This is a genomic window from Mangrovitalea sediminis (assembly GCF_002514725.1).
Lineage (GTDB): Bacteria > Pseudomonadota > Gammaproteobacteria > Pseudomonadales > Oleiphilaceae > Mangrovitalea > Mangrovitalea sediminis.
Genome location: NZ_NTLB01000005.1, coordinates 191611 through 213602, shown reverse-complemented (window position 1 = coordinate 213602; position 21992 = coordinate 191611). Strand labels below are relative to the sequence as shown.

Here is a 21992-nt window from a genome sequence, read left to right as displayed (position 1 = left end):
TGCTCCGGATCAGGACTTGGCCAGACGCTCGTCCGAGGTCAGTGTCCGGGCTTCAGTCGCCAGCATGACCGGAATCCCATCCCGGATGGGGAATGCCATACCGTCTGCACGACAGATCAGTTCCTGACGCTCTTTATCCAGTTTCAACTCACCCCTGCAAACGGGACAGGCCAGCAAGGCCAGTAGTTTCTTATCCATTGATGGTTCTACCTGTATGAATGTCCGGAATACGCCAAATGCCGTGCTCCCGCGCCACTTTATTTCTGGAGCGAAATTTCTGGAGCAAATTTTACTTCAAGAGGCCTTTTGCCCGCAGAACCGTTTTGAGTGCCGACACAAACTCGCTGCCCAATTCGGCATTGACTTCAAGCGCCCACGCCCGCTCTCCAGCAAAGGCCTCGCATTTGACGGCATCCTTGTCGGTCATAACGACCTCTCCCAGATAATCAATATCGGACGCTGTCAACCGATAATGGTCCGGCAACGGATGGGGAATAACATTGGCACCGAGTTTCGTCAGCGTATCAAAAAATCGAGCGGGATTCCCGATGCCGGCGACGCCATGTACGGTCTGCCCGTGCAACCACTCCAAGGGCGCAGTCTCCCCTGTCGACACCCGTCGTAACTGCCGCGGAGCCAATCGCATCTCATGGATCGGCAAGCCACTGAGCGTTGCAGGTACACCGCCGTTGGCGACCAGTAAATCAGCTTCAACAGCCCTCGCCAAAGGTTCTCTCAACGGCCCTACCGGTAACAGCATGCCATTGCCGACGCCACGCTGACCGTCAAAAACAACGATTTCGACATCACGTTGAAGCGCATAGTGCTGCAGACCGTCGTCACAGACGATGATATCGCCCAGACTCCTCTCCTGCACATAGGCGGCTGCTCTCGCACGCTGAGGGTCTACAACGACAGGAACACCGGTAAGGCGGGCGAGCATCAGCGGCTCATCTCCCACGGTTTCCGGGCGGCTATGGGCATCGATCACACAGGGGTAGTAGTCCGCCCGCCCGCCGTAACCGCGACTGACAATCACCGGGCGCTTACCCTGACGCTTGAGGAATTCCACCAACCAGGCCGTCAGTGGCGATTTGCCGGTGCCGCCCACGGTGATGTTGCCCACCACAATGACCGGCAAGGAAGAGCGATATGAAGCGGAATTTCCTGTGCGGTAGCGCAAACGCCGCCGACGCACGATCACACCGAACAACCAGGCCAGCGGCGCCAGTATCAATAGCGGACGCGCGCGCCGGTACCAAAGCCTGTCGACATTGAAGCGCATGGTCAATCGCTGAATTGCATCTGGTAGAGCTGAGCGTATTGCCCGTCCAACGCCAGCAACTCACTGTGACTTCCGGATTCGACAATCTGCCCGGCATCCATCACCAGGATCCGGTCGGCATTTTCGACGGTGGACAGCCGGTGGGCGATCACCAGTGTGGTACGCCCCTGCATCACGGTCTCGAGTGCCGCCTGAATCTGACGCTCGGATTCGGTATCCAGGGCAGAGGTTGCTTCGTCCAGGATGAGGATAGGAGCATCCTTCAGCAACGCACGGGCAATGGCCAGACGCTGCCGTTGGCCTCCGGAGAGCATGACACCGTTATCACCGATCAGCGTATCGAAGCCCTGCGGCAGCCTTTCGATAAACTCCAGCGCATACGCCTTGCGGGCCGCCTCGCGAATCTCCTCTTTAGAGGTATTCCGTAGCACGCCATAAGCAATGTTGTTGGCGATAGTGTCGTTAAACAGCACCACCTGCTGCGTAACGAGCGACATCTGCCGACGCAATGCAGCCAGTGTCAGATCCCGCTGGGGCATGCCATCGATAAGGATATTTCCGCCCGTAAAATCGTAGAACCTGGGTAGCAGGCTAATCAATGTTGACTTGCCACTTCCGGACCGACCGACCAGCGCCACGGTCTGCCCTGCGCGAATGTCGAGATCGATGCCTTTGAGCACGTCTTCGTATTGAGACCGGTAACGGAAACGCACCTGGTCGAAACGAATATCACCCCTAACGCGCGGCGGCTCAAGAGACCCTTCATCGGCCTCAATAGGGACATCAAGATTCTCGAATACATCCTGCGCGGCAGCAATCCCCTGTTGCACCTGGGAATGTACCGAAGTCAGCTGACGGATGGGTTTGGCCAGCGTCGTCGCCGCTGTGATAAACGCGACGAACTGTCCGGTGGTCATATGCCCCTGTACCGAAGGCGCCAGCGCCAACCAGACAAGTAGTGCGATAGCGATAGCCACCAGGACCTGGACGACCGGCGTGCTGATCGCCTGGGTCAACGCCATCTTCATGCTCTGTCGCTGGTTATTCTCGCTAACCTCGCGAAAACGAACCTCTTCGTAGCTCTCGCCACCGAAGATCCTTACGACGCGGTAGCCGTTGATGGCCTCAGACGCAACATGGGTCACATCGCCCATCGAACTCTGAATCCGTCGGCTCAGCTTTCGGAAGCGTTTGCTGACATAGCTGATGATGCCACCGATGAGCGGCCCCAATGCCAGGAAGATGAGCGACAGTCGCCAATTGGTCACGAACATGAACCCCACCAGCCCGACGACCGTCAGTCCTTCGCGCAGCATGACCGTAATGGCACTGGTTGCGGCCCCGGTCACCTGTTCCACGTTATACGTGATCTTCGAGACCAAATGACCAGAGGCATGGTCTTCGAAAAACCCACAGGGCAGCTTCAGGAAGTGGTTGAAGATCTCGGTCCGCATTTCGTTGACGATGCTACGGGCCACCTTGGCCATGAAATACTGGCCAAAAAAAGTACCGACGCCGCGCATCAGAAATACCGCAACAATCAGCAAACAGACCAGTACCCGGCTGTGGTGGGAAGGCTCCTGAACCGCCTTGATGACGAACTCCATCGCCGCGGCCATAGCTGTCGAGGCACCGGCATAAATACCGTTGCCAATGACAGCCAGCATGAAAGCAAACCAGAGCGGTTTGAGATAAGTCAGCAGACGCCTATAGATCTGCCAGTGAGACGCGTTTTCGTCAGACATGAAACTCTAGTGGACTCCGGAGGGCCCGTGCCTAGTGCACGGGCGGGCGATTATTTGCCGTTATCGTTGCCACGCTTGGTGGTGATACTGAGTCGCACGAACCCCAGTTGGCCAGCCACATCCATTGCCCGAACCACATACTCGTGCGGAGTCATCGCATCGGCGGTTATCACGAAAGGAATCTTGTGATTGCCGTTTGCCACTTTTTCGACCGCACGTTTCAAGGTATCGCGCTGGTTGTTGACCAGCGGCCGATCGTTGACCGAGAAATTGCCCTTGGCATCGATGATGACATCGACATTGAGCTTTTCAATCTTGCCTTGCTGGCCATCCGCCTGGGGCAGATCGATTTTCAGGTGACTTTCCCGGGTAAAGGTTGCCGACACCATGAAAAAGATCAGCAGCAGGAACACCACATCGATCAGCGGTGTGATATCGACCAGCGACTCACCGCGGGAAGCCTGACGCTTGAATTTCACGGTGCTTATTCTCCCTCGGCGTCAATCTCACGATCACCGTGGACGACTTCCACGAGTTTCACCGCTTCCTGTTCCATGCCGACGACGATGGCGTCGACGCGTGCCACGAAGTAACGATGGCAAATCAGGGTGGGTATGGCGATTGTCAGACCGGCAGCCGTGGTGATCAGCGCCTGGGAAATACCGCCTGCCAGGTTGTCGGCATTACCGATCCCCGCCAGTGAGATCTCCGAAAACACCTGGATCATGCCGACAACGGTACCCAGAAGACCCAGCAACGGCGAGATGGCCGCAATGGTACCCAAAGCGTTGAGGAACCGCTCCAGCTCATGTACCACCTGTGCAGCCTCTTCCTCGATGCTTTCCTTCATCACATCGCGGCCATGCTTGGCGTTCATCAGGCCCGCAGAAAGGATTCGGCCCAACGGTGAAGATTCACGCAGCGCTTTGAGCTTTCGCGAATTCAGCTCTTTGCGTTTAATCCAGCGCCAAAGCTCTTTTATAGTGTCCTTGGGGGCGATCCGACTGGTCCGCAATGTCCAGAAACGTTCCAAAACGATGGCCAGTGCGAGGATCGAACAAGCCACGATGGGAATCATGACGATACCGCCGGCTTTCAACAGCTCTAACACGCGAAGTCTCCATGAAGTCAATCAAGCCGCGCGATACTTTAGCACAGTGACACAGCCGAATCGCAACAATGAATCCCGTTCCTCAAGATCCCGCCCCCAACTGTGTCTTTTCTATCCAAAATGCGGCCTGATCCCGGGTACCGGAAACCACAATATGATCGCGTTTCCAGCGAAAATGGAGACTCCCTCTCTTCGCTGTTTCGAGTATCCGAGCCCCGGCCTGCCGATAACGGCGTACTACCAATGCGGCCGGATGGTGATAAGGGTTTCGGTAGCCTGCCGCAAACACCACCCATTCAGGCTCAAGCGCCCTCACCCAAGGTAACGATGAGCCGGTAGCGCTGCCGGCCCGACCGGCCACCAGAATCCTGACCGGAGCCGGCCGATTGGGGCGGCTCAACCGCCACCTCTCGCCAGCCACGGAAAGATCGCCCGCCAGCATCACATCGCCGCCGGCCGTTTCGACGCGTGTCACGCAGGCACTCCTCTCTCGATCGCCCGCCCTGGGGGGTGCCCAGAAGGTCAATACCATATCGCCCAGCACCATAGCGGGTGCAGCTTTACAGGCGAGTTCGGGCTCCGTCGCTTTTGGACTGATCACCCTTTCGACCCAAACGCCATTTTCGAGCAGTTTCGCATCCAGTCGGTGGTTCCAGTCAGCACGACTCATCACCAGCGCATCCAATCGCCGCACTCCCAATGCGGCAAGGCTCGGCAGAATCACCTGACTGGCAGCGTTATACCCATCCGGTGATCCCGGCCCCACACCGTAAAGCACCGCATGACGCCCCGAGCGCAGCAATACCGAAGTTCCCTCCCCGACATCAAAGACCCGCATGGTTACCCCGGACACCACACTGTTTCGACGCCATTCCGGCAACAGCGGGGTCAATACGATCAGCAAGGTTATAGCAGCAACCATGCGGTAGAACCTCGAGACCGGCCAAAGCATCATCATGGTGGTTGCCGCAACCCCGAGAGCAACCGTAACGCTGACCGGGAACAGGAGGTCACTGTGCGCTGACGACCAACTCAGACCCTGCCACCACAACCCTAACACCGCATCCATGAGGACACTCAAGGGTCCCGCCAGAAAAGGAAATGTCATTCCCAGCGGCACAGCGACAAAAAGTAATGGCATCACCAACAATGACACCCAGGGAATCGCCAAAAGGTTCACCAGGAAACCCAGGCTCGCCACAGGTAATCCCATGGCCATCAGGACAGGAAGCAGCCCGGCACCAATCGCAATCTGCGCAACGATGAGGCTACCCACGGACGATGACGGCCGAAGGCGACCGCCAAACGCGAACAGAAGGCTGGCCACAGCGCAGAACGATAGCCAGCAGCCCAAATCCAAAGGCGCGAGCGGGTCGATCAGCAGCACCAGGCAAAGCGCCGTCCACCAGGCTGTCCACAAACTCAACCGACGCCCCGATAAATAGGCTGCCAGCCCAACCGCCACCATGATCAGTGCTCGCTGTGTCGGTATCGAAAACCCTGCCAGGGCCGCGTAAAACCCACTGCTAACCAATACCGAAATAACAACGAAACGACGCTGCCACGAAGGCGGGAAGCGTTGACCACACAGCAGCAGCCAAACATAACGACTCAGCCATCCCGTCAATGCCGCCAGCAGCCCCACGTGCAGGCCAGAGATCGAAATCAGGTGAATCGTGCCCGTGCGCTGCAAAACCTGCCATTGCGATGAGGTAATCCGGGCGCGCACGCCAAATAGCAGCGACTCCACAAGCGGCTGCTGGTCAAGATGGGGGTATCGCTGTTCAAAGCGCAGAACCAGGTGCCGACGCCATTCATCGAAATGACAGGAAGGTCCACAGTGGCCCCTGCCCGGCTCGATCGTTCGCACTGAACCTGTTGCCAGGTAACCGTGGCGAAAGAGCCAGGTTTCATAGCGAAAACCCGATGGATTGACTTCGCCATGGGGGCGCTTCAACCGAACGACAAGACGGGCCTGATCCGGGATATCTGAGGGCTTCGCGTGATAGCGTGTGAGGCGTATGCGAGCTGGCTGCGACAATAATGAAGTTTGAGGCCAGCGGGTAACGCAGAAATCGAAGTGGACAGCTCCGTAGGCACCAGGGGCTGGAAGACTGCAGAGGTAGCCTTCCGCCATCAAAGGCTTTAGCTCCACAGCTGCCGGCAAGCGCCCGTTATATCGGACCAGGGCCTGGTAGTCGGCCCATGAAGCCCCCAGCAACAGGCAACAAAACAGCCCTGCCACCCGTCTGCCGCGAGCACGCCATGCGACCAACAGCAGCAGCGCTGCAGCCCCAAACAGGTAGGTGGGCGGTGGTATTGTGCCGACACAATACAGTAAGATTACCCCGCCCGAAAACGCGATCATCCGTGCGCGCAATATCTTCGCTCCCTGCGACTGTGTATTACCTTATTTCGTCAAAAACCGGTCAAGGCACTGTAGGCTGACTGTTCTATGCCCAAGGATTTCATCAAGCGACATATGCCGTCACCGGAGAAAGTCCGGAACATCAAGTCTCTGCACTTTCTGGGCAACATCCTGCACGAACCCAATCTTTGGCATATCAACCGGCATTCCATTGCACGCGCCTGCCTGATCGGTATCTTCTGGTGTTTTATACCCATGCCGTTTCAGATGATCCCGGCCGCCCTGTTCGCACTCTGGTTGAATGCCAACCTGCCCTTGTCCGTGGCCTTGGTCTGGATCACCAACCCGCTGACCATGCCTCCGATCTTCTACTTCAATTACCGGCTCGGAGCACTGCTACTGGGCAGACCCACCCTGCCTTTTGACTTCCATCTGTCCCTTAACTGGATCAGCCACCGCCTGATGGAAGTGGGAGTCCCCCTGTATACCGGATCGGTCATCGCGGGCCTGGGCTTTGGTATCGCGAGTTTTGTCGTCGTCGACTGGCTGTGGAGACGCAAGATTCGCCGCGACTGGCGCGAACGGCGAAAGCATCGATAGCCTTCCCGCGCGCCCAAAACGCTACCGTTCTGCGATCAAGCGCCCCTGTTCCAAGCGGCACACCCGCTGCAGACGGCCAGCCAGCTGGCTATCGTGCGTCACGATCACGAAGGATGTCGCCAGTTGAGCGCTCAGCTCCTCAATCAACGCCTGTACACCCGCCGCGGTCGCCTCGTCGAGATTACCGGTAGGCTCGTCCATCAGCACACACTTGGGTTCATTCACCAGGGCACGGGCAATGGCGACACGCTGACGCTCCCCGCCTGACAGCTCTGCCGGCTTGTGCTCCAACCGGGGCTCCAAGCCGACCCGTGTCAGGATATCCCGGGCTCTTTGCCGGCTTTCCACCACTGAGCGGCCACCCAGCAAGCAAGGCATCGCGACATTTTCCAGCGCGGTAAACTCGGACAACAGGTGGTGAAATTGGTAGACGAAGCCAAGAGTTCGATTGCGGAATGCTGCCCGGGGCTTTTCCCGCAGGCGATGGATGTTCTGCCCCATAACGTGCACTTCGCCGGAACTGGGCTTATCCAAGCCCCCCAGCAAATTGAGCAACGTCGTTTTGCCCGCACCTGAACTGCCCACAATCCCGAGGGTTTCTCCCGCAGCCAATTCCACTGAAATATCATGGAAAACGGTCAGCGTAGACCGCCCCTCACGGTAGCTCTTGGTAACACTGCGACAGTCGATAACCAACGCATTACTCATATCGCAATGCCTCCGCAGGATCCACTTTTGATGCCCGCCATGCCGGATAGAGGGTTGCCAGCAGGCTCATGGCAAGCCCCGAGCCACAGATAACGGCCACATCGGACCACTTGAGCTGCGAGGGCAGATAGCTGATGAAATAGACGTCCGCACTGAGGAACTGATGGTGGGTCACATGCTCCAGCCAGTTGAACATATCGCTCACGTTCAGCGCGAGAATGATGCCGAGAATGGCGCCGACAACCAGGCCGGTGAGACCTATCACTGCCCCCTGAACGATAAAGATCCGCAGTATGGTGCCCGGCGTCGCCCCCATGGTCCGCAGGATCGCGATATCGGCACGCTTGTCGGTGACCACCATCACCAGCGCAGAGACGATATTGAAAGCCGCCACGGCAACGATAAACATCAGCAACAACCCGATCATCGTCTTTTCCATACCGATGGCGCGGAACAGGTTGCCCTGGGTCTGGGTCCAGTCGCTGATATAGTGCATGCCTGGCAGCTTCTGGGCGATTCGTTCCGCGATCATCGGGGCCTTGAACAGGTTATCCACTTTCAGCCGCACCCCGCCTACGCCGTCGGTATGCAGGATGCGTTCTGCATCATCGATATTGATCACCGTGTAGTTCGCATCCAGCTCCGCTCCCACCTTGAAGATGCCGACCACGGTAAACCGCTTAAGCCGCGGTAACACTCCCGCCGGTGTCAGCGATGCCTCTGGCAGGATCACCGTCACCTTATCGCCGAGCGAGAGATCCAGATATCGCGCCAGTAACTGGCCCACGATAATGCCGAACTTGCCGGGCTTCAGATCATTGAGACTGCCTGCAATCATATGATTCTGGATAATGGAGACCTTGGGCTCCATCGAAGGAAGGATTCCATTGAGCAGAATGCCCCGGACCTGCCCTCGCTCAGTCACCATACCCTGCACCTGTGTGAAAGGGGCCGTGCCCACCACATCAGGATCCTGGCTGGCAATTTTTGCCACCTGGCGCCAGTCCGTCATCGGCCCCTGACTGCGAATCACGGCATGGGGCACCATACCCAGGATGCGCTTCTGTAATTCATGGTCGAATCCGTTCATGACGGACAGGACCGTGATCAGCACGGCGATGCCCAGGGTCAACCCCAGCATCGATATCAATGAAATAAAGGAAATAAAGTGATTGCGGCGCTTGGCTGCGGTGTAACGCAAACCGATATAAAACGGTAAGGGCTTAAACATCTGCGGTCATTCCACTCCATGGCCACACCGCCCTGAGGCGGGAACCCGAATCAACCTGCGGCGAAAAAAGCAACTCGCGCAGAAGCTGTTACACTAACGAAAAACAGGGGCGGAACCGGCATGGCATCCACCCCGGATACGCTGAACTGCCCTTTCGGGCAACCGAGTTGGAGCCTTCATGCCTCGCCATAAGAATCTGTCCAGCAACCAACGTGCCCCGAAAACCGCACCTTCGGCACCGGACGACAGCGTGGAGAATGTACCTTCCAACAATCGCCGGCAGTTCTACCGAATTGAAGATCGTATCGGGCTGGAAGTCCGGGTACTTGCGAATGCCGATCAGTCACTGGATGCCGTTTTCAACGACGCCCACCTTGGCCCCCTTTACCAGGAAGTACGCCGGCTCGACCAGGACATTCGCCTCCAGATGAGCCTCCTCGCGGAGAAAGAGCGCCAAATATCCAGTCTTTTCAAATCACTGAATCTAAAGCTCGACACACTGGCGCGCATTATGGCCTTTCAGCAGAATCCGTTGCAACCGAGCCAGTGGTGCGATGTCACGTTGAGCGAAGGCGGCCTGGCCTTTTCCGCCGCGCTGCTCGAGGAGGACCTGCAGCCCGGCGATGGCATCGCGCTTCGCCTGACCCTGATGCCGGATCTTGCCCGCCCCCGCATGAAGGCAAGGGTACTCGACCTTGTCCAGGCACCCGGCGAAACCTCCCGCGTGCATGTGGAATTTGTTGAGATGGATGACCACGACCGGCAGAGCATCGCACGCCACGTGCTGCGATGGCAGGCACGCCAGCGTCAATCCCAGCAGCCCGACCCGGCCTCCTGAAGCTCCTCAGCGGGAAAGTGCTGCGGGAGCGTCTATAGTACTAGGCAAGGGCTGTTTCAGTATGCCCTCACCCTGAAATGCGCCATTCCGCTGAAACGATGGTTTCAACGAAAGGCGCGAACCTATCTCAAAGAACGCGTGGAGAGCCCGACATTGCGGAAATCCAGTATGTCCCGACCTCGAGTTGCCGCCCTGTCCCAATTGTTCGCCGGGGCAGCTTTTGCTTTAATGCTCGCGCCCGCGACGCAGGCTGAGCAGACCGTCGTTCCCCTGATGTCGCAGTCGCCTCAGGATCAGTCGATCCCGAGGCCCAAATGGGGTGAAACCCAGGCCAAGGTGCTAAAACAGTTCGGTGAGCCCAAGTCCAAGAAAGGTCCTGTGGGCAAGGCGCCCTACTCTTATACACAGTGGCATTACGATAAATTTACGGTTTTTTTTGAAGGCGATCGGGTTATTCATACCGTGCTGAGCCATCAGCCGCAAAGCGCCAAATAATGCCCGTCTGACCAGTGGTCGGCGGCCATGAGCGTTCCGGCCGCCTTCTCCCAGGAGACGAGATGACGCAACAAACACCTGTACTTCCGGCCGAATGGGCACCGCAAAGCGCGGTGATGCTGACCTGGCCACACATGGGGACAGACTGGGCCGACCTTATCGACCAGGTGGAACCGGTGTTTTTCGAGATCGCCATCGAAGTGCTGCGTCGCGAGCATCTCGTTGTCAGTTGCGAAGACGTCTTCCGGCTCGAGCGCATCCAGAAAACGCTGCAGGAGCACATCAACGCCGACAAGCTGCCCGGTCGGGTGTTCGCCACGCCGGCGCCGGCTAATGACACTTGGGCACGAGACCATGGCCCAATTACCGTCATCGTCGATGGTCAGCCACGTCTGCTCGATTTCCGCTTCAATGCCTGGGGCGGCAAGTTTCCCCACGAGAAGGACGACGCGTTAAATACGCATCTTGCGCGCAGCCGGCTGTTCGGGCAGACCCCGTTACAAGCAGTGGATTTCGTCCTCGAAGGCGGCTCCGTCGAGTCCGACGGTGAAGGCACTCTGCTGACCACAGCCCAATGCCTGCTGACCCCCACCCGTAACCCGGGCCTTAGCCGTGCGGAGGTTGAACAACGGCTGAGCGACCTTCTCGGCTTCGACCGCATACTGTGGCTCGAACATGGCTACCTGGCCGGAGACGACACCGACAGCCATATCGACACGTTGGCGCGGTTTTGCACACCTTCCCGCATCTGTTACGTGCGCTGCACCGACGCCGGCGACGAGCATTTTAACGAGCTCAATGCCATGGAGCGGGAGTTGCAAGCGCTCCGACAGCGAAACGGCGAGCCCTATGAACTGGTACCACTGCCCTGGCCCGACGCCATCTACTCCGAAGATGGACACCGACTGCCCGCGACCTATGCCAACTTCCTGCTGGTAAACGGTGCCGTGCTGCTGCCGGTTTATGGTGTTCCCCAGGATGACGCGGCGATCGAAGTCATGGCACAGTGTTTCCCGGAGCATGAGATCGTACCGATCAATTGCCGCGCCATCATCGAACAACACGGCAGCCTGCACTGCCTGACCATGCAAATTCCCAGTGGAGTCGTCGGAGCCTCATGACTAGCCGATCCCCCCTAAAAGTGGCCGCCCTCCAGCAGGCCTGTTCCACGCAGAAAGCGGAAAGCCTGGCAACCAGCGAACGCCTGGTCCGCGAGGCGGCCGGCCAGGGAGCGGAACTCGTTGTGCTGCAGGAATTGCACGCGACGCAGTATTTCTGTCAGACCGAGGACACGGCGATTTTCGAACTCGCGGAACCCATTCCCGGCCCAACGACAGATCACCTGTCGGCTCTGGCGAAGGAACTGGGTATTGTCATCGTCGGTTCCGTATTCGAGCGCCGTATGAACGGCGTCTACCACAATACCGCTGTGGTCCTTGAGCGAGATGGCTCCATTGCGGGCCTGTATCGGAAAATGCACATTCCGGACGACCCCGGCTTTTATGAGAAATTCTATTTCACACCAGGCGATGCCCAGTTCAACGACGGCCGCAGCGGTTTCAGCCCTATCGACACCTCGGTAGGCCGCCTCGGGGTATTGGTTTGCTGGGATCAGTGGTATCCGGAAGCCGCGCGCCTGATGGCTCTCGCCGGCGCCGAAATCCTGATTTACCCCACCGCAATCGGTTGGGACCTGGCGGATACCGATGATGAAAAGGCCCGGCAACTTGAAGCCTGGGTGACCGTTCAGCGCGGTCACGCGGTTGCCAACAATCTCCCGGTTATCGCGCCAAACCGTATCGGACAGGAGCCCGATCCTTCCGGGCAATCCGACGGCATCCGTTTCTGGGGTAACAGTTTTATTGCCGGGCCCCAGGGTGAATTCCTGGCACGGGCGGACGACGTAACGGAAACTGTTCTCATGGTCGAGCTCGACCGGGAACGCACAGAAAGTGTTCGGCGCATCTGGCCCTACTTGCGAGACCGGCGCATCGACGCTTATCAGGACATCCTCAAGCGCGTGCGCGATTGAGCCGAACCCGGTAATCCTTCGTGAAACGACTTATCGAGAACACCATCGGCGCCCTCAATGAGGTGCTTCTGGGCAAGGATCTGCAGGTTCGACTCGCACTGTGCTGCATGTTGGCTCGGGGTCACCTGCTGATCGAGGACATTCCCGGCATGGGTAAAACCACGCTGTCTCATGCCCTTGCCCGTATTATGGGCCTGAGCTATCAGCGCATTCAGTTCACCAGCGACCTGTTGCCGGCCGATGTGCTCGGTTTCTCGACCTTTGATCGCGACGCGAATGACCTGGTCTTTCATCCCGGCCCCATCTTCTCCCAGGTCGTCCTGGCCGACGAGATTAACCGAGCCTCACCGCGCACCCAGAGCGCGCTGCTGGAAGCGATGGAAGAACGTCAGGTCTCTATCGAGGGCCACACCCGCCCTCTGCCGATTCCTTTCTTCGTGATTGCCACCCAGAATCCACTCGAGCAAGGGGGCACATACCCGCTCCCGGAGTCACAACTGGACCGCTTCCTTATGCGACTCCAGTTGGGATATCCCGACCGTCTGGCGGAGCGTGCGCTATTGCAGGGAGAGGACCGACGCGACCTCACCGCCCGACTGCAACCGCAATTAAGCACCGAAGACGTTCTGACCCTGCAGCAGGCCGTCGACCGGGTTACCGTATCAGAAGCCTTGCTGGACTATGTTCAGCGGATTCTCGGCTACACCCGGCAAATGCCCGGTGTCGTCTACGGGCTCTCTCCCCGGGCCGGCCTTGGATTACTCCGCGCCGCCAGGGCCTGGGCACTGATGAGTGGCCGCCACCATGTACTGCCCGATGACGTTCAGATGGTGTTGCCCGCCATCGTCGAGCACCGGCTGGCCCAAGGCGAGTCCCCCAAAGGCCAGTTGCGTGCCCAACGTATCCTGGAGGACGTCGCGGTCCTGTAGCGTCCTGTAGAGTCCCGTAGAAAGGTCCACGCAACGGTTGAAATACAGACTATCGCCCTCAGCTAGCCCATTAAGTATCTCAATAATCGATATTGGCCAATTCAATCCGATAACGCTGGACATCGTGGTAACCTAGCCACTTCAAAATGGGATGGCGGCTGGCGCCATCCCGAGCTGACCCCGACCTGCTCCTGCAAAAGGGGGACCGACGCCACGTATTCCAGCCTGTCGACTGTTTCGAGAGAGGACACATGAGCACGACGAAAAAGCACGCCAAAGTCATCATCCTGGGCTCTGGCCCTGCCGGTTACAGCGCTGCGGTCTACGCAGCACGCGCCAACCTCAAACCCATGATGATTACCGGTATCGAGGTCGGCGGCCAGTTGACCACTACCACCGACGTCGATAACTGGCCCGGTGATGCCGACGGCGTGCAAGGCCCGGAACTGATGCAGCGCATGCAGAAACATGCCGAGCGTTTCGAAACCGAAATGGTCTTCGATACCATCAACGAAGCCGACCTGTCCCAACGCCCGTTCCGGCTCAAGGGCGATAGCGGCGAATACACCTGCGACGCCCTGATCATCGCCACAGGCGCCTCCGCCAAATATCTGGGCCTGCCTTCTGAAGAGGCCTTCAAGGGAAAAGGCGTCAGCGCCTGCGCCACCTGTGACGGCTTTTTCTACCGCAAGCAGAAAGTCGCCGTCATTGGGGGGGGCAACACGGCCGTAGAAGAAGCGCTCTACCTTTCCAACATTGCCGCTGAGGTAACGCTGGTTCATCGTCGCGATTCCCTGCGTGCCGAAAAAATCATGCAGGACAAACTCTTCGAGAAGGCAGAAAGCGGTAATGTACGCCTGATCTGGAACCACACGCTGGATGAGGTACTGGGCGACGACAGCGGCGTAACCGGTGTACGCCTGGTTGATACCCAGACCGGCGAAAAGCAGGACCTCGAGGTCACCGGCGCCTTCATTGCCATCGGCCATCACCCGAACACCCATATTTTCGAAGGCCAACTGGATATGACCAACGGCTACATCAACATCCGTTCAGGTCTTGAAGGTATGGCGACGCAAACCAGCGTGCCTGGCGTATTCGCTGCCGGAGACGTTGCCGACCATGTGTATCGCCAAGCGATCACCTCTGCCGGTTTCGGCTGCATGGCCGCTCTGGACGCAGAACGCTTTCTCGATCACCACGCTTGAGTCACAATGAGATGCAGGGCCCTTCCGGACCGATACGGGAGGGCTGCCCATCGTCCCTTAGGCGCGCTCAGATATCGGGATGACGACGTTACCCTGGCTGGACTCCGACCATCTCTGGTTCCCCTCCCCGGATGCCGCCCTGGAGGATCCGGACGGTCTGCTTGCTATCGGCGGCGACTTAGCCGTCGACAGGCTGCTGCTTGCCTATCGCTCCGGCATTTTCCCCTGGTTCAGTGAAGAGCAGCCGATACTCTGGTGGTCGCCCAATCCCCGCTGCATACTGTTGCCTCACGAATTGCATACTTCCCGCAGCCTGCGCAAGACCCTGCGCCAGGGTCGCTACCACGTCACTATCGACAAAGCGTTCGATGAAGTCGTTACTGCCTGCGCCGACTCACGCAGCGAAGGCACCTGGATTACGCCGGACATGAAGATGGCCTACTCCCGGTTGCACCAGCTCCGCCTGGCTCACTCCTTCGAAGCCTGGGACGATGAAGGCAACCTCGCCGGAGGCCTCTACGGCGTTGCCATGGGGCGCTGCTTCTTTGGCGAGTCGATGTTTGCCCGGCAAACCGATGCCTCAAAGGTCGCCTTTACCCATATGGTGCGACAACTTCAGGCCTGGAAATATGCCCTCATCGACTGCCAGGTGGAGAATGCCCACTTGCGTTCCCTGGGCGCCCGACTTGTTCCCCGCGCCGAATTTTTATCTATACTGGAAAAGAACATCGACCAGTCTCCAGACCATGTGTTATGGCAAATGGAGTGGCAATGGTCAGAACGGGAGGCGCCATGAGCAGTCTCAAGACGTTAGTATTTTTCGCCACACCGGAACACCATTGCAGCTACTTGACTGATCGGCACGCCACCACCATGTTCGTGGACCCTCGAGCGCATGTTGACCGCAGACTGTACAGTCAACTGACGGCCCTCGGCTTCCGGCGCAGCGGCTCGCATTACTATCGTCCACACTGCGAATCCTGCAACGCCTGCATTCCCGTCCGAATACCGGTAGACCGCTTTCGGCCAGATAGATCGCAGCGACGTAACCTGCGCCAGAACAGCGACCTTGAGTTACGCCCAGTCCCTGCGCGCTATACCGAAGAGTATTACCGGCTTTACGAGAACTATATCAATCAGCGCCATTCGGATGGCGATATGTATCCACCGAGCCGGGAGCAGTTTTCTTCCTTTCTGGTAGAAGGTGGTGTCGATGGGTTTTATCTGGAAATGCGGGAACATGGGCGACTGATCGGCCTGGGCGTCGTTGACGCCCTGGACGACGGCCTCTCCGCGATCTATACGTTGTTTGAGCCATCATCCACCCCCAGGGGACTTGGCACACTGGCTATCCTCTGGCAAATCGAAGAAACACGTCGACGGGAATTGCCCTACGTATACTTGGGCTACTGGATTAAGGACTGTCGCAAGATGAGCTATAAGGACCATTTCCAGCCACTGGAAATGCTTTCAGACGGTCACTGGCAGGATCTTCCCCTCGATTAGACCTTAACGGATTGCCTCTACCGCACTAAGACACTTACGGCTTTTGCCAATTGCCGATAATTCAGGCAGAATTGCTGCCACTTTCCGGCCGGTCATGTTCAGGCGGTGCAAAATCCCCGCTGAGCAGGCTTTTGTGCATCACCGGCTTATTACAGATTGATCGCAACTGGGGTTTATACTGAATGGCGAAGACTGATGTCATCGAAATGGAAGGGACTGTTATCGATACCCTTCCCAACACCATGTTCCGTGTTGAACTGAGCAACGGTCACGTTGTGACGGCACACATTTCCGGCAAAATGCGCAAAAACTACATCCGCATCCTGACCGGAGATAAAGTCAAAGTTGAGCTGACTCCCTACGACCTGAGCAAGGGTCGCATCGTCTACCGCGCCCGCTGATCCGAATCCCTCACCCTGGCGGCGCCCGGTTCTGGTTACTTCGCTGACTAATGATACATTCATGATCACAAAGTAACTTATTGACTTAAACAAAAAAACGGAAGACCGAGAATTAATATCGTTTCGTCACGGTGAGCACCTCAAAATATTGTAAATGCATCCGTCGCCAAACGGTCTTGCAGGAAGTTGTTCGAACACAGTAACGATGAAAACGAATTTTCGCAGATCGTACACACGTGTCGTCGAAGAGTGTGGCTTGCTGTGCGCAGCTCGCCACACATGTGCATCTGGAACAACTTTAGCGGGAAAAGTAGGTTCTTCCACTCAGCGCCATGCTCTTGATTACTTGCGCCCAACCTTCATTACGTGCGCTATGACGCAATCATCGACGCAGACCTACTGAGAAATCTTCTCACCTAGCACGCCACGAGAAAGGCGCTTACCAGGGCACATAAATCTAATTGTTTGAACACAACACAGCCCCACAAACATATATTGAGCGTTTTTTGTACAACCCCCACAACAAAAGAGACTCTCATTACGAGGAAAGGGCTCGAAGCAACAACGATAAAATCAATTGATAACCTGCTTTCTGCCCCCTACCAAGATCAAAAATTCCCTTCAAACACATTTTCATCTAAAATTCACTACAAAATTGAACCATGAAGGTTGCATAAATAAATTTAATTTATATCCCTCATGCAATCGAAAAAAATTGCAAAATTTAAATACAACTGAGTCCATTATCAAGGATGGTTCAAAAAGTGGATATAGAATACAGAAAAGATATTGATGGCCTACGCGCTTTAGCAATAATTCCCGTTATATTTTTCCATATGCATTTATCAGCTTTCTCTGGAGGATTTATAGGGGTAGATGTTTTCTTTGCCATTAGCGGATTCTTGATAACCTCAATCATAATAAAAAAAATGAACACATCCACCTTTTCTTTTAAAGACTTCTATGCAAGACGATTCCGACGACTGGCTCCAGCGGCATTAATTATATATTTAACAACACTCTTAACCTTTTTCTTCATATATCCGCCACCTTATTATCAAAGTGTGTCTAAAGCGGCATTATCATCTTTGACATTTGTATCCAACATCTATTTTTGGAAACAAGGCGGCTACTTCAGCTCTGATCTTAGCTTAAACCCCTTCCTTCACACTTGGAGTCTGAGCATTGAGGAGCAATATTATCTTGCTTTTCCACTTTTCATGCTGATTACGCTAACTTTATTCAGGGAAAAGCTAGCCCAGCTTCTAATATTTATTATTGTCTCACTATTCTCAATATACTTAGCCATACACTACACGCCATCATATAGATCTTTTGCTGCATTTTATTTGCTTCCACCCAGATTTTATGAACTCTGCATTGGAGGGATAGCTGCGATTTACATTCATTACTACCCTCAATCTCGCTATAGATCTCTTCCATACTTAAAAGAAGTAGGGATGGCCTTAATCGCAATCCCAATATTCGCATTTAATAGCAACACAAAATTTCCTTCATACAACGCCTTATTCCCGGTTATCGGGGCTTCACTTATAATGTTTTCTTCGAACGAGCGAAGCGTTGTTAATTTATTACTTAAGTCAAAGCTCCTTACTTTTATTGGAATTATTTCGTACTCGCTCTATCTCTGGCACTGGCCAATCATTGTTTTTAGTAATTGGATTTACAGCACAAACGCCTGGCCAAAAACTTTACTTATCCTGAGCGCTACCTTTATATTTTCATGGCTATCATACAAATACATTGAAACGCCATTTAGAAAAAAAGAGATCATATCAAATACTCAGTTCAAAAAAATTTTCATTCCCGCCTTTGCAGCAGTAGCGCTACTATCAACGGGTGGAATTATTTATGGAAATGCCTTTTATTCTGACCCTACCGGTGCAGTCGTTGCAAAATATGAGAAAGCTATTCATCCAGAAATAAGAAGAGATTGCACTGATAGGACCAGAAATACCGGAAAGCTTCATATTTGTAGTTTAAAAATCCCCTATGGTTCCAACCCCAGCAAGAAGATCTTCGTTTGGGGAGATAGCCACGGCAGCGCTGCAATGACCGGATTTTCAGAATTAGCTTCAAAGTACAAAATTGACTTCGCAAACACTACGGGATGCCCACCTATAATTGATATTAGGAGAAACGATTGGAGACAGTCGTGCGTTCGCGTGAACAATATGGTTTTTCACTACATACTTAAAAATCATTACGATTTAATTATTTTATTCGGCGCATTTGACAACTATTTAGATTGGGGCGTAATCGAAAGCAATAAATCAAATTTCTATAGAAATCCCTCAAAGTCTGAAATAGATTTTTCTGCTGCCGCAAATAGCACCTTCGAAAAACTTACAACCAATAACACTAAATTTTTGATAATGGCTCAGCCGCCGCGCTTCAACAGAAGAGTACCAGACCAATATATCCATAACGCAATGCTAGGCATACCTTATGACGGCGAAACCATAAGTCGAAAGGAATATGACAAGCAACTCTCTCCTTTCTATGAGGCAATTGGCAAGCGATGGGGAGCGCACATTTTGTCTTTAGAAAACTATTTTTGCGACAAAGAAACTTGTGTGAGTATTAAAAAAGGACAAATTCTATTCAAGGACAATCATCATATCAGCAATTTTATGGCGCTACAGATGGTTAACCTAATCACACCAGCTGTCGAGAAAGTGATCTCGATCCAGAGGAAGTAGCTCCGACAGCTGGTTCATGGAATATAAACTGACCACTCTTTGCTCTCAACGAGTGGTCAGCTGATTACCCGTCAGCCCCATTTTTTAGGTTCATCGCACTTTACCGGGAAAAGCGGCTTTGATTTCAAAGAGAAGTCGCTGCCCCGATACCCCTTTGTCATACCTGGAGGTTAGCGCTTGCTCCATCGGTAGGGCGCAATAACCGAAGGGCATTGCGCCGCATGGCAGCAGGCAAACTCCGAGTTTAGCTTCCGGGTGTAGTATCGCCGTTGGTCAGTCATGGGGTGTTGTTACACCGAGTGGCGTCTCATTCGGCGCAATGCCCTTCGGTTATTGCGCCCTACGGCTTTTCACGCTAATCCGCGACGATCCTTTTTTTAGGGGGCCAGACGAGTAACTGAAGGCCATTACGCATGCCGTAGGAGTTTCGCTATGGCCCATAAGCCATACCTCACAGCGCCTTATTCACAACAACGCCTATAAAAAAGGCGCAGCCCCTTTCAGGACCGCGCCTTTTAAACGAGCGACTACATCAACTTAGACCGCTTCAGCAGGCTCCGCCTCGAACTCAAACTCGAGTTCGTCGCCCTTGAGGGTAATAGAAACCTCACCCCCATTATCCGCGAGTCGTCCAAAGAGAATTTCCTCCGCCATAGGCTTCTTGATCTTCTCCTGGATCAGGCGCGCCATCGGGCGAGCGCCCATCTTGTCGTCGTAGCCATGCTCGGCCAGCCAGCGTTTGGCCGCCTCATCCACGTGCAGAACCACACGTTTCTCATCCAACTGCGCCTGCAGCTCAACGAGGAATTTGTCCACCACATGGGTGATGGTATCCCGATTGAGCGCGGAGAACTGAATGATGCCATCCAACCGGTTACGGAACTCTGGCGTGAACATCTTGGTGATCACCTCCATGGCATCCGTACTGTTATCCTGCTCCTGGAAGCCGATTGAACGTCGCGCCAGACTTTCAGCTCCGGCGTTCGTTGTCATTACGATGATGACATGACGGAAATCCGCTTTACGACCGTTGTTATCGGTCAGGGTCCCGTGGTCCATCACCTGCAGCAGCAGGTTGAACACTTCCGGGTGGGCCTTCTCGATCTCATCCAGCAGCAACACGCAATGCGGATGCTTGTTGATCGATTCCGTCAGCAAACCGCCCTGGTCAAAGCCGACATACCCCGGAGGGGCACCGATCAGACGCGATACCGTATGACGCTCCATGTACTCCGACATATCGAAGCGTACCAACTCGATACCCAGGATCTTCGCCAACTGGCGGGTCACTTCAGTCTTACCGACACCGGTGGGACCCGCGAACAGGAAGGCACCCTCCGGCTTCTCAGGCGACTTCAAGCCTGCACGCGCCAGCTTGATCGCCGTCGACAGCGACTCGATGGCTCGATCCTGCCCGAACACCACCATCTTGAGATCCCGCTCCAACTTGCGCAGCAGATCCTTATCCGTCGACGAAACATTCTTCGGCGGAATCCGCGCGATGGTCGCTACGACATCCTCGATCGCTGAAACACCAATCACCTTCTTGCGCTTGTTCGCGGGCACAAGACGCTGACGAGCGCCAGCCTCATCAATCACGTCGATCGCTTTATCGGGCAAATGACGGTCCGTGATATAACGAGCCGCCAGCTCGGCTGCGGAGCGCAACGCCTTGTCGGTGTATTTCAGATCATGGTGTTTCTCAAAATGACTCTTTAAGCCACGCAGGATCTGATACGTGTCATCGACGCTGGGCTCGTTGACATCGATCTTCTGAAAGCGGCGTGCCAAGGCACTGTCTTTCTCGAAAATACCCCGGAATTCGGAGAAGGTCGTCGAGCCGATGCAGCGGATCTCACCCGAACTCAACAACGGTTTGAGTAGGTTCGAAGCATCCATAACCCCACCAGAAGCTGATCCCGCGCCGATGATCGTGTGAATTTCATCGATGAACAGAATCGCATGCTTCTGTTTTTTCAGTTCCGCCAACAGCGCCTTGAACCGCTTCTCGAAGTCACCGCGATATTTGGTACCAGCCAGGAGCGCGCCCAGGTCCAGCGAATATACGACGGCATCCGCGATGATTTCGGGCACCTGCTTATCGACGATCTGCTTCGCCAGCCCCTCGGCAATTGCGGTTTTGCCGACACCGGCCTCACCGACCAGCAGCGGATTGTTCTTGCGGCGGCGGACCAGTATCTGGACCACACGCTCGACCTCCCGCTCCCGACCGATCAGTGGATCGATCCGGCCGCGACGGGCTTGTTCGTTCAGGTTGGTGGCATAGGATTCCAGGGGGTTGCCCACGCCACCCTCTTCGCTACCCTCTTCCTGCCCCTGTACGCCTTCATCACCTTCCTGACCATCGTGTCCAGGCACTTTGCTGATGCCGTGGGAGATGAAGTTGACGATATCGATACGGGCGACGTTCTGTTTCTTCAGCGCATAAACTGCCTGGCTTTCCTGCTCACTGAAGATGGCGACGAGCACATTGGCACCCGTGACCTCCTTCTTGCCGGAAGACTGGACATGGAAAACGGCACGCTGCAGAACACGCTGGAAGCCCAACGTAGGTTGGGTTTCGCGTTCGGCGTCGTTATTGGGAATCAATGGTGTGGTGGAATCGACAAACTCCGTCAGCTCCTCCCGTAGCCGCCCCAAATCGGCGCCACAGGCACGCAACACCTTGATTGCCGAATCGTTATCCAGTAACGCCAGCAAAAGGTGTTCGACGGTCATGAATTCATGACGTTTGTCCCGCGCATTCTTGAACGCTGCATTCAGCGTCATTTCGAGGTCTTTGCTCAACATT

At 55.4% G+C, this 21992-nt stretch carries 20 protein-coding genes; 11 read left to right on the top strand and 9 right to left on the bottom strand.

The features are described from left to right. Window positions 1-9: 9 nt before the first annotated feature. The 6 genes from CLR77_RS13565 to CLR77_RS13540 all read right to left on the bottom strand — a co-directional run bounded on the left by CLR77_RS13565 (window position 10) and on the right by CLR77_RS13540 (window position 6521). On the bottom strand, window positions 10-198 hold the full coding sequence (locus CLR77_RS13565) for a Trm112 family protein (RefSeq protein WP_097461204.1): 189 nt from the start codon (window positions 196-198) through the stop codon (window positions 10-12). Window positions 199-289: 91 nt separating this feature from the next. Beyond that, the gene (lpxK, locus tag CLR77_RS13560) at window positions 290-1285 is read right to left on the bottom strand and encodes a tetraacyldisaccharide 4'-kinase (protein WP_097461203.1); all 996 of its coding nucleotides are present in this window, start codon (window positions 1283-1285) and stop codon (window positions 290-292) included. A 2-nt stretch (window positions 1286-1287) separates the two neighbouring features. Further along, entirely contained in the window at window positions 1288-3030 is a 1743-nt protein-coding gene (gene msbA, locus CLR77_RS13555; RefSeq protein ID WP_097461202.1) for a lipid A export permease/ATP-binding protein MsbA, read from the bottom strand. A gap of 50 nt (window positions 3031-3080) precedes the next feature. After that, window positions 3081-3509 carry an ExbD/TolR family protein gene (locus CLR77_RS13550; RefSeq protein WP_097461201.1) on the bottom strand — a complete coding sequence of 143 codons (429 nt, stop codon included), beginning with the start codon at window positions 3507-3509 and terminating at the stop codon, window positions 3081-3083. Between the two features lie 5 nt (window positions 3510-3514). Then, entirely contained in the window at window positions 3515-4141 is a 627-nt protein-coding gene (locus CLR77_RS13545; RefSeq protein WP_097461200.1) for a MotA/TolQ/ExbB proton channel family protein, read from the bottom strand. 82 nt (window positions 4142-4223) lie between these two features. Beyond that, window positions 4224-6521, bottom strand: a complete 2298-nt coding sequence (locus CLR77_RS13540) for a DNA internalization-related competence protein ComEC/Rec2 (RefSeq protein WP_143269416.1) — start codon at window positions 6519-6521, stop codon at window positions 4224-4226. Window positions 6522-6596: 75 nt separating this feature from the next. Here CLR77_RS13540 and CLR77_RS13535 point away from each other — a divergent pair, with 75 nt between their 5' ends. Beyond that, window positions 6597-7109, top strand: coding sequence for a DUF2062 domain-containing protein (locus CLR77_RS13535; RefSeq protein ID WP_097461198.1), 513 nt, complete (start codon window positions 6597-6599; stop codon window positions 7107-7109). A 21-nt stretch (window positions 7110-7130) separates the two neighbouring features. Here CLR77_RS13535 and lolD read toward each other — a convergent pair whose 3' ends face one another. Then, window positions 7131-7817, bottom strand: a complete 687-nt coding sequence (gene lolD, locus CLR77_RS13530) for a lipoprotein-releasing ABC transporter ATP-binding protein LolD (protein ID WP_097461197.1) — start codon at window positions 7815-7817, stop codon at window positions 7131-7133. Continuing rightward, window positions 7810-9048, bottom strand: coding sequence for a lipoprotein-releasing ABC transporter permease subunit (locus tag CLR77_RS13525; protein WP_097461196.1), 1239 nt, complete (start codon window positions 9046-9048; stop codon window positions 7810-7812). Before CLR77_RS13525 ends, lolD begins: the two co-directional genes overlap by 8 nt. 178 nt (window positions 9049-9226) lie before the next feature. On the opposite strand from CLR77_RS13525, the gene CLR77_RS13520 reads away from it, so the two are divergent. The 10 genes from CLR77_RS13520 to CLR77_RS13475 all read left to right on the top strand — a co-directional run bounded on the left by CLR77_RS13520 (window position 9227) and on the right by CLR77_RS13475 (window position 19180). Next, complete coding sequence (locus CLR77_RS13520) at window positions 9227-9886, top strand: PilZ domain-containing protein (protein WP_097461195.1); 660 nt, start codon at window positions 9227-9229, stop codon at window positions 9884-9886. 168 nt (window positions 9887-10054) lie between these two features. Further along, window positions 10055-10381: a hypothetical protein gene (locus tag CLR77_RS13515; RefSeq protein WP_097461194.1), complete on the top strand. Its 327-nt coding sequence runs from the start codon at window positions 10055-10057 to the stop codon at window positions 10379-10381. A gap of 62 nt (window positions 10382-10443) precedes the next feature. Beyond that, window positions 10444-11502, top strand: coding sequence for an agmatine deiminase family protein (locus CLR77_RS13510; RefSeq protein WP_097461193.1), 1059 nt, complete (start codon window positions 10444-10446; stop codon window positions 11500-11502). After that, the gene (locus CLR77_RS13505) at window positions 11499-12413 is read left to right on the top strand and encodes a carbon-nitrogen hydrolase (RefSeq protein WP_097461192.1); all 915 of its coding nucleotides are present in this window, start codon (window positions 11499-11501) and stop codon (window positions 12411-12413) included. The genes CLR77_RS13510 and CLR77_RS13505 overlap by 4 nt, the downstream gene beginning before the upstream one ends. 20 nt (window positions 12414-12433) lie before the next feature. Further along, window positions 12434-13342 (top strand): AAA family ATPase, encoded by a 909-nt coding sequence (locus CLR77_RS13500; protein ID WP_097461191.1) that lies wholly within the window; start codon window positions 12434-12436, stop codon window positions 13340-13342. 251 nt (window positions 13343-13593) lie between these two features. Beyond that, on the top strand, window positions 13594-14550 hold the full coding sequence (gene trxB, locus CLR77_RS13495) for a thioredoxin-disulfide reductase (RefSeq protein ID WP_097461190.1): 957 nt from the start codon (window positions 13594-13596) through the stop codon (window positions 14548-14550). 79 nt (window positions 14551-14629) lie between these two features. Continuing rightward, the gene (gene aat / locus CLR77_RS13490) at window positions 14630-15346 is read left to right on the top strand and encodes a leucyl/phenylalanyl-tRNA--protein transferase (RefSeq protein WP_097461189.1); all 717 of its coding nucleotides are present in this window, start codon (window positions 14630-14632) and stop codon (window positions 15344-15346) included. Then, the gene (locus tag CLR77_RS13485) at window positions 15343-16056 is read left to right on the top strand and encodes an arginyltransferase (protein WP_097461188.1); all 714 of its coding nucleotides are present in this window, start codon (window positions 15343-15345) and stop codon (window positions 16054-16056) included. The genes aat and CLR77_RS13485 overlap by 4 nt, the downstream gene beginning before the upstream one ends. 182 nt (window positions 16057-16238) lie before the next feature. After that, window positions 16239-16457: a translation initiation factor IF-1 gene (infA, locus tag CLR77_RS13480; protein ID WP_097461187.1), complete on the top strand. Its 219-nt coding sequence runs from the start codon at window positions 16239-16241 to the stop codon at window positions 16455-16457. A 764-nt stretch (window positions 16458-17221) separates the two neighbouring features. Then, window positions 17222-19180, top strand: a complete 1959-nt coding sequence (locus tag CLR77_RS13475) for an acyltransferase family protein (RefSeq protein WP_158227198.1) — start codon at window positions 17222-17224, stop codon at window positions 19178-19180. Window positions 19181-19717: 537 nt separating this feature from the next. On the opposite strand, the gene clpA is transcribed toward CLR77_RS13475, so the two are convergent. Beyond that, the gene (gene clpA, locus CLR77_RS13470) at window positions 19718-21991 is read right to left on the bottom strand and encodes an ATP-dependent Clp protease ATP-binding subunit ClpA (protein ID WP_097461185.1); all 2274 of its coding nucleotides are present in this window, start codon (window positions 21989-21991) and stop codon (window positions 19718-19720) included. Between the last annotated feature and the right edge of the window lies 1 nt (window position 21992).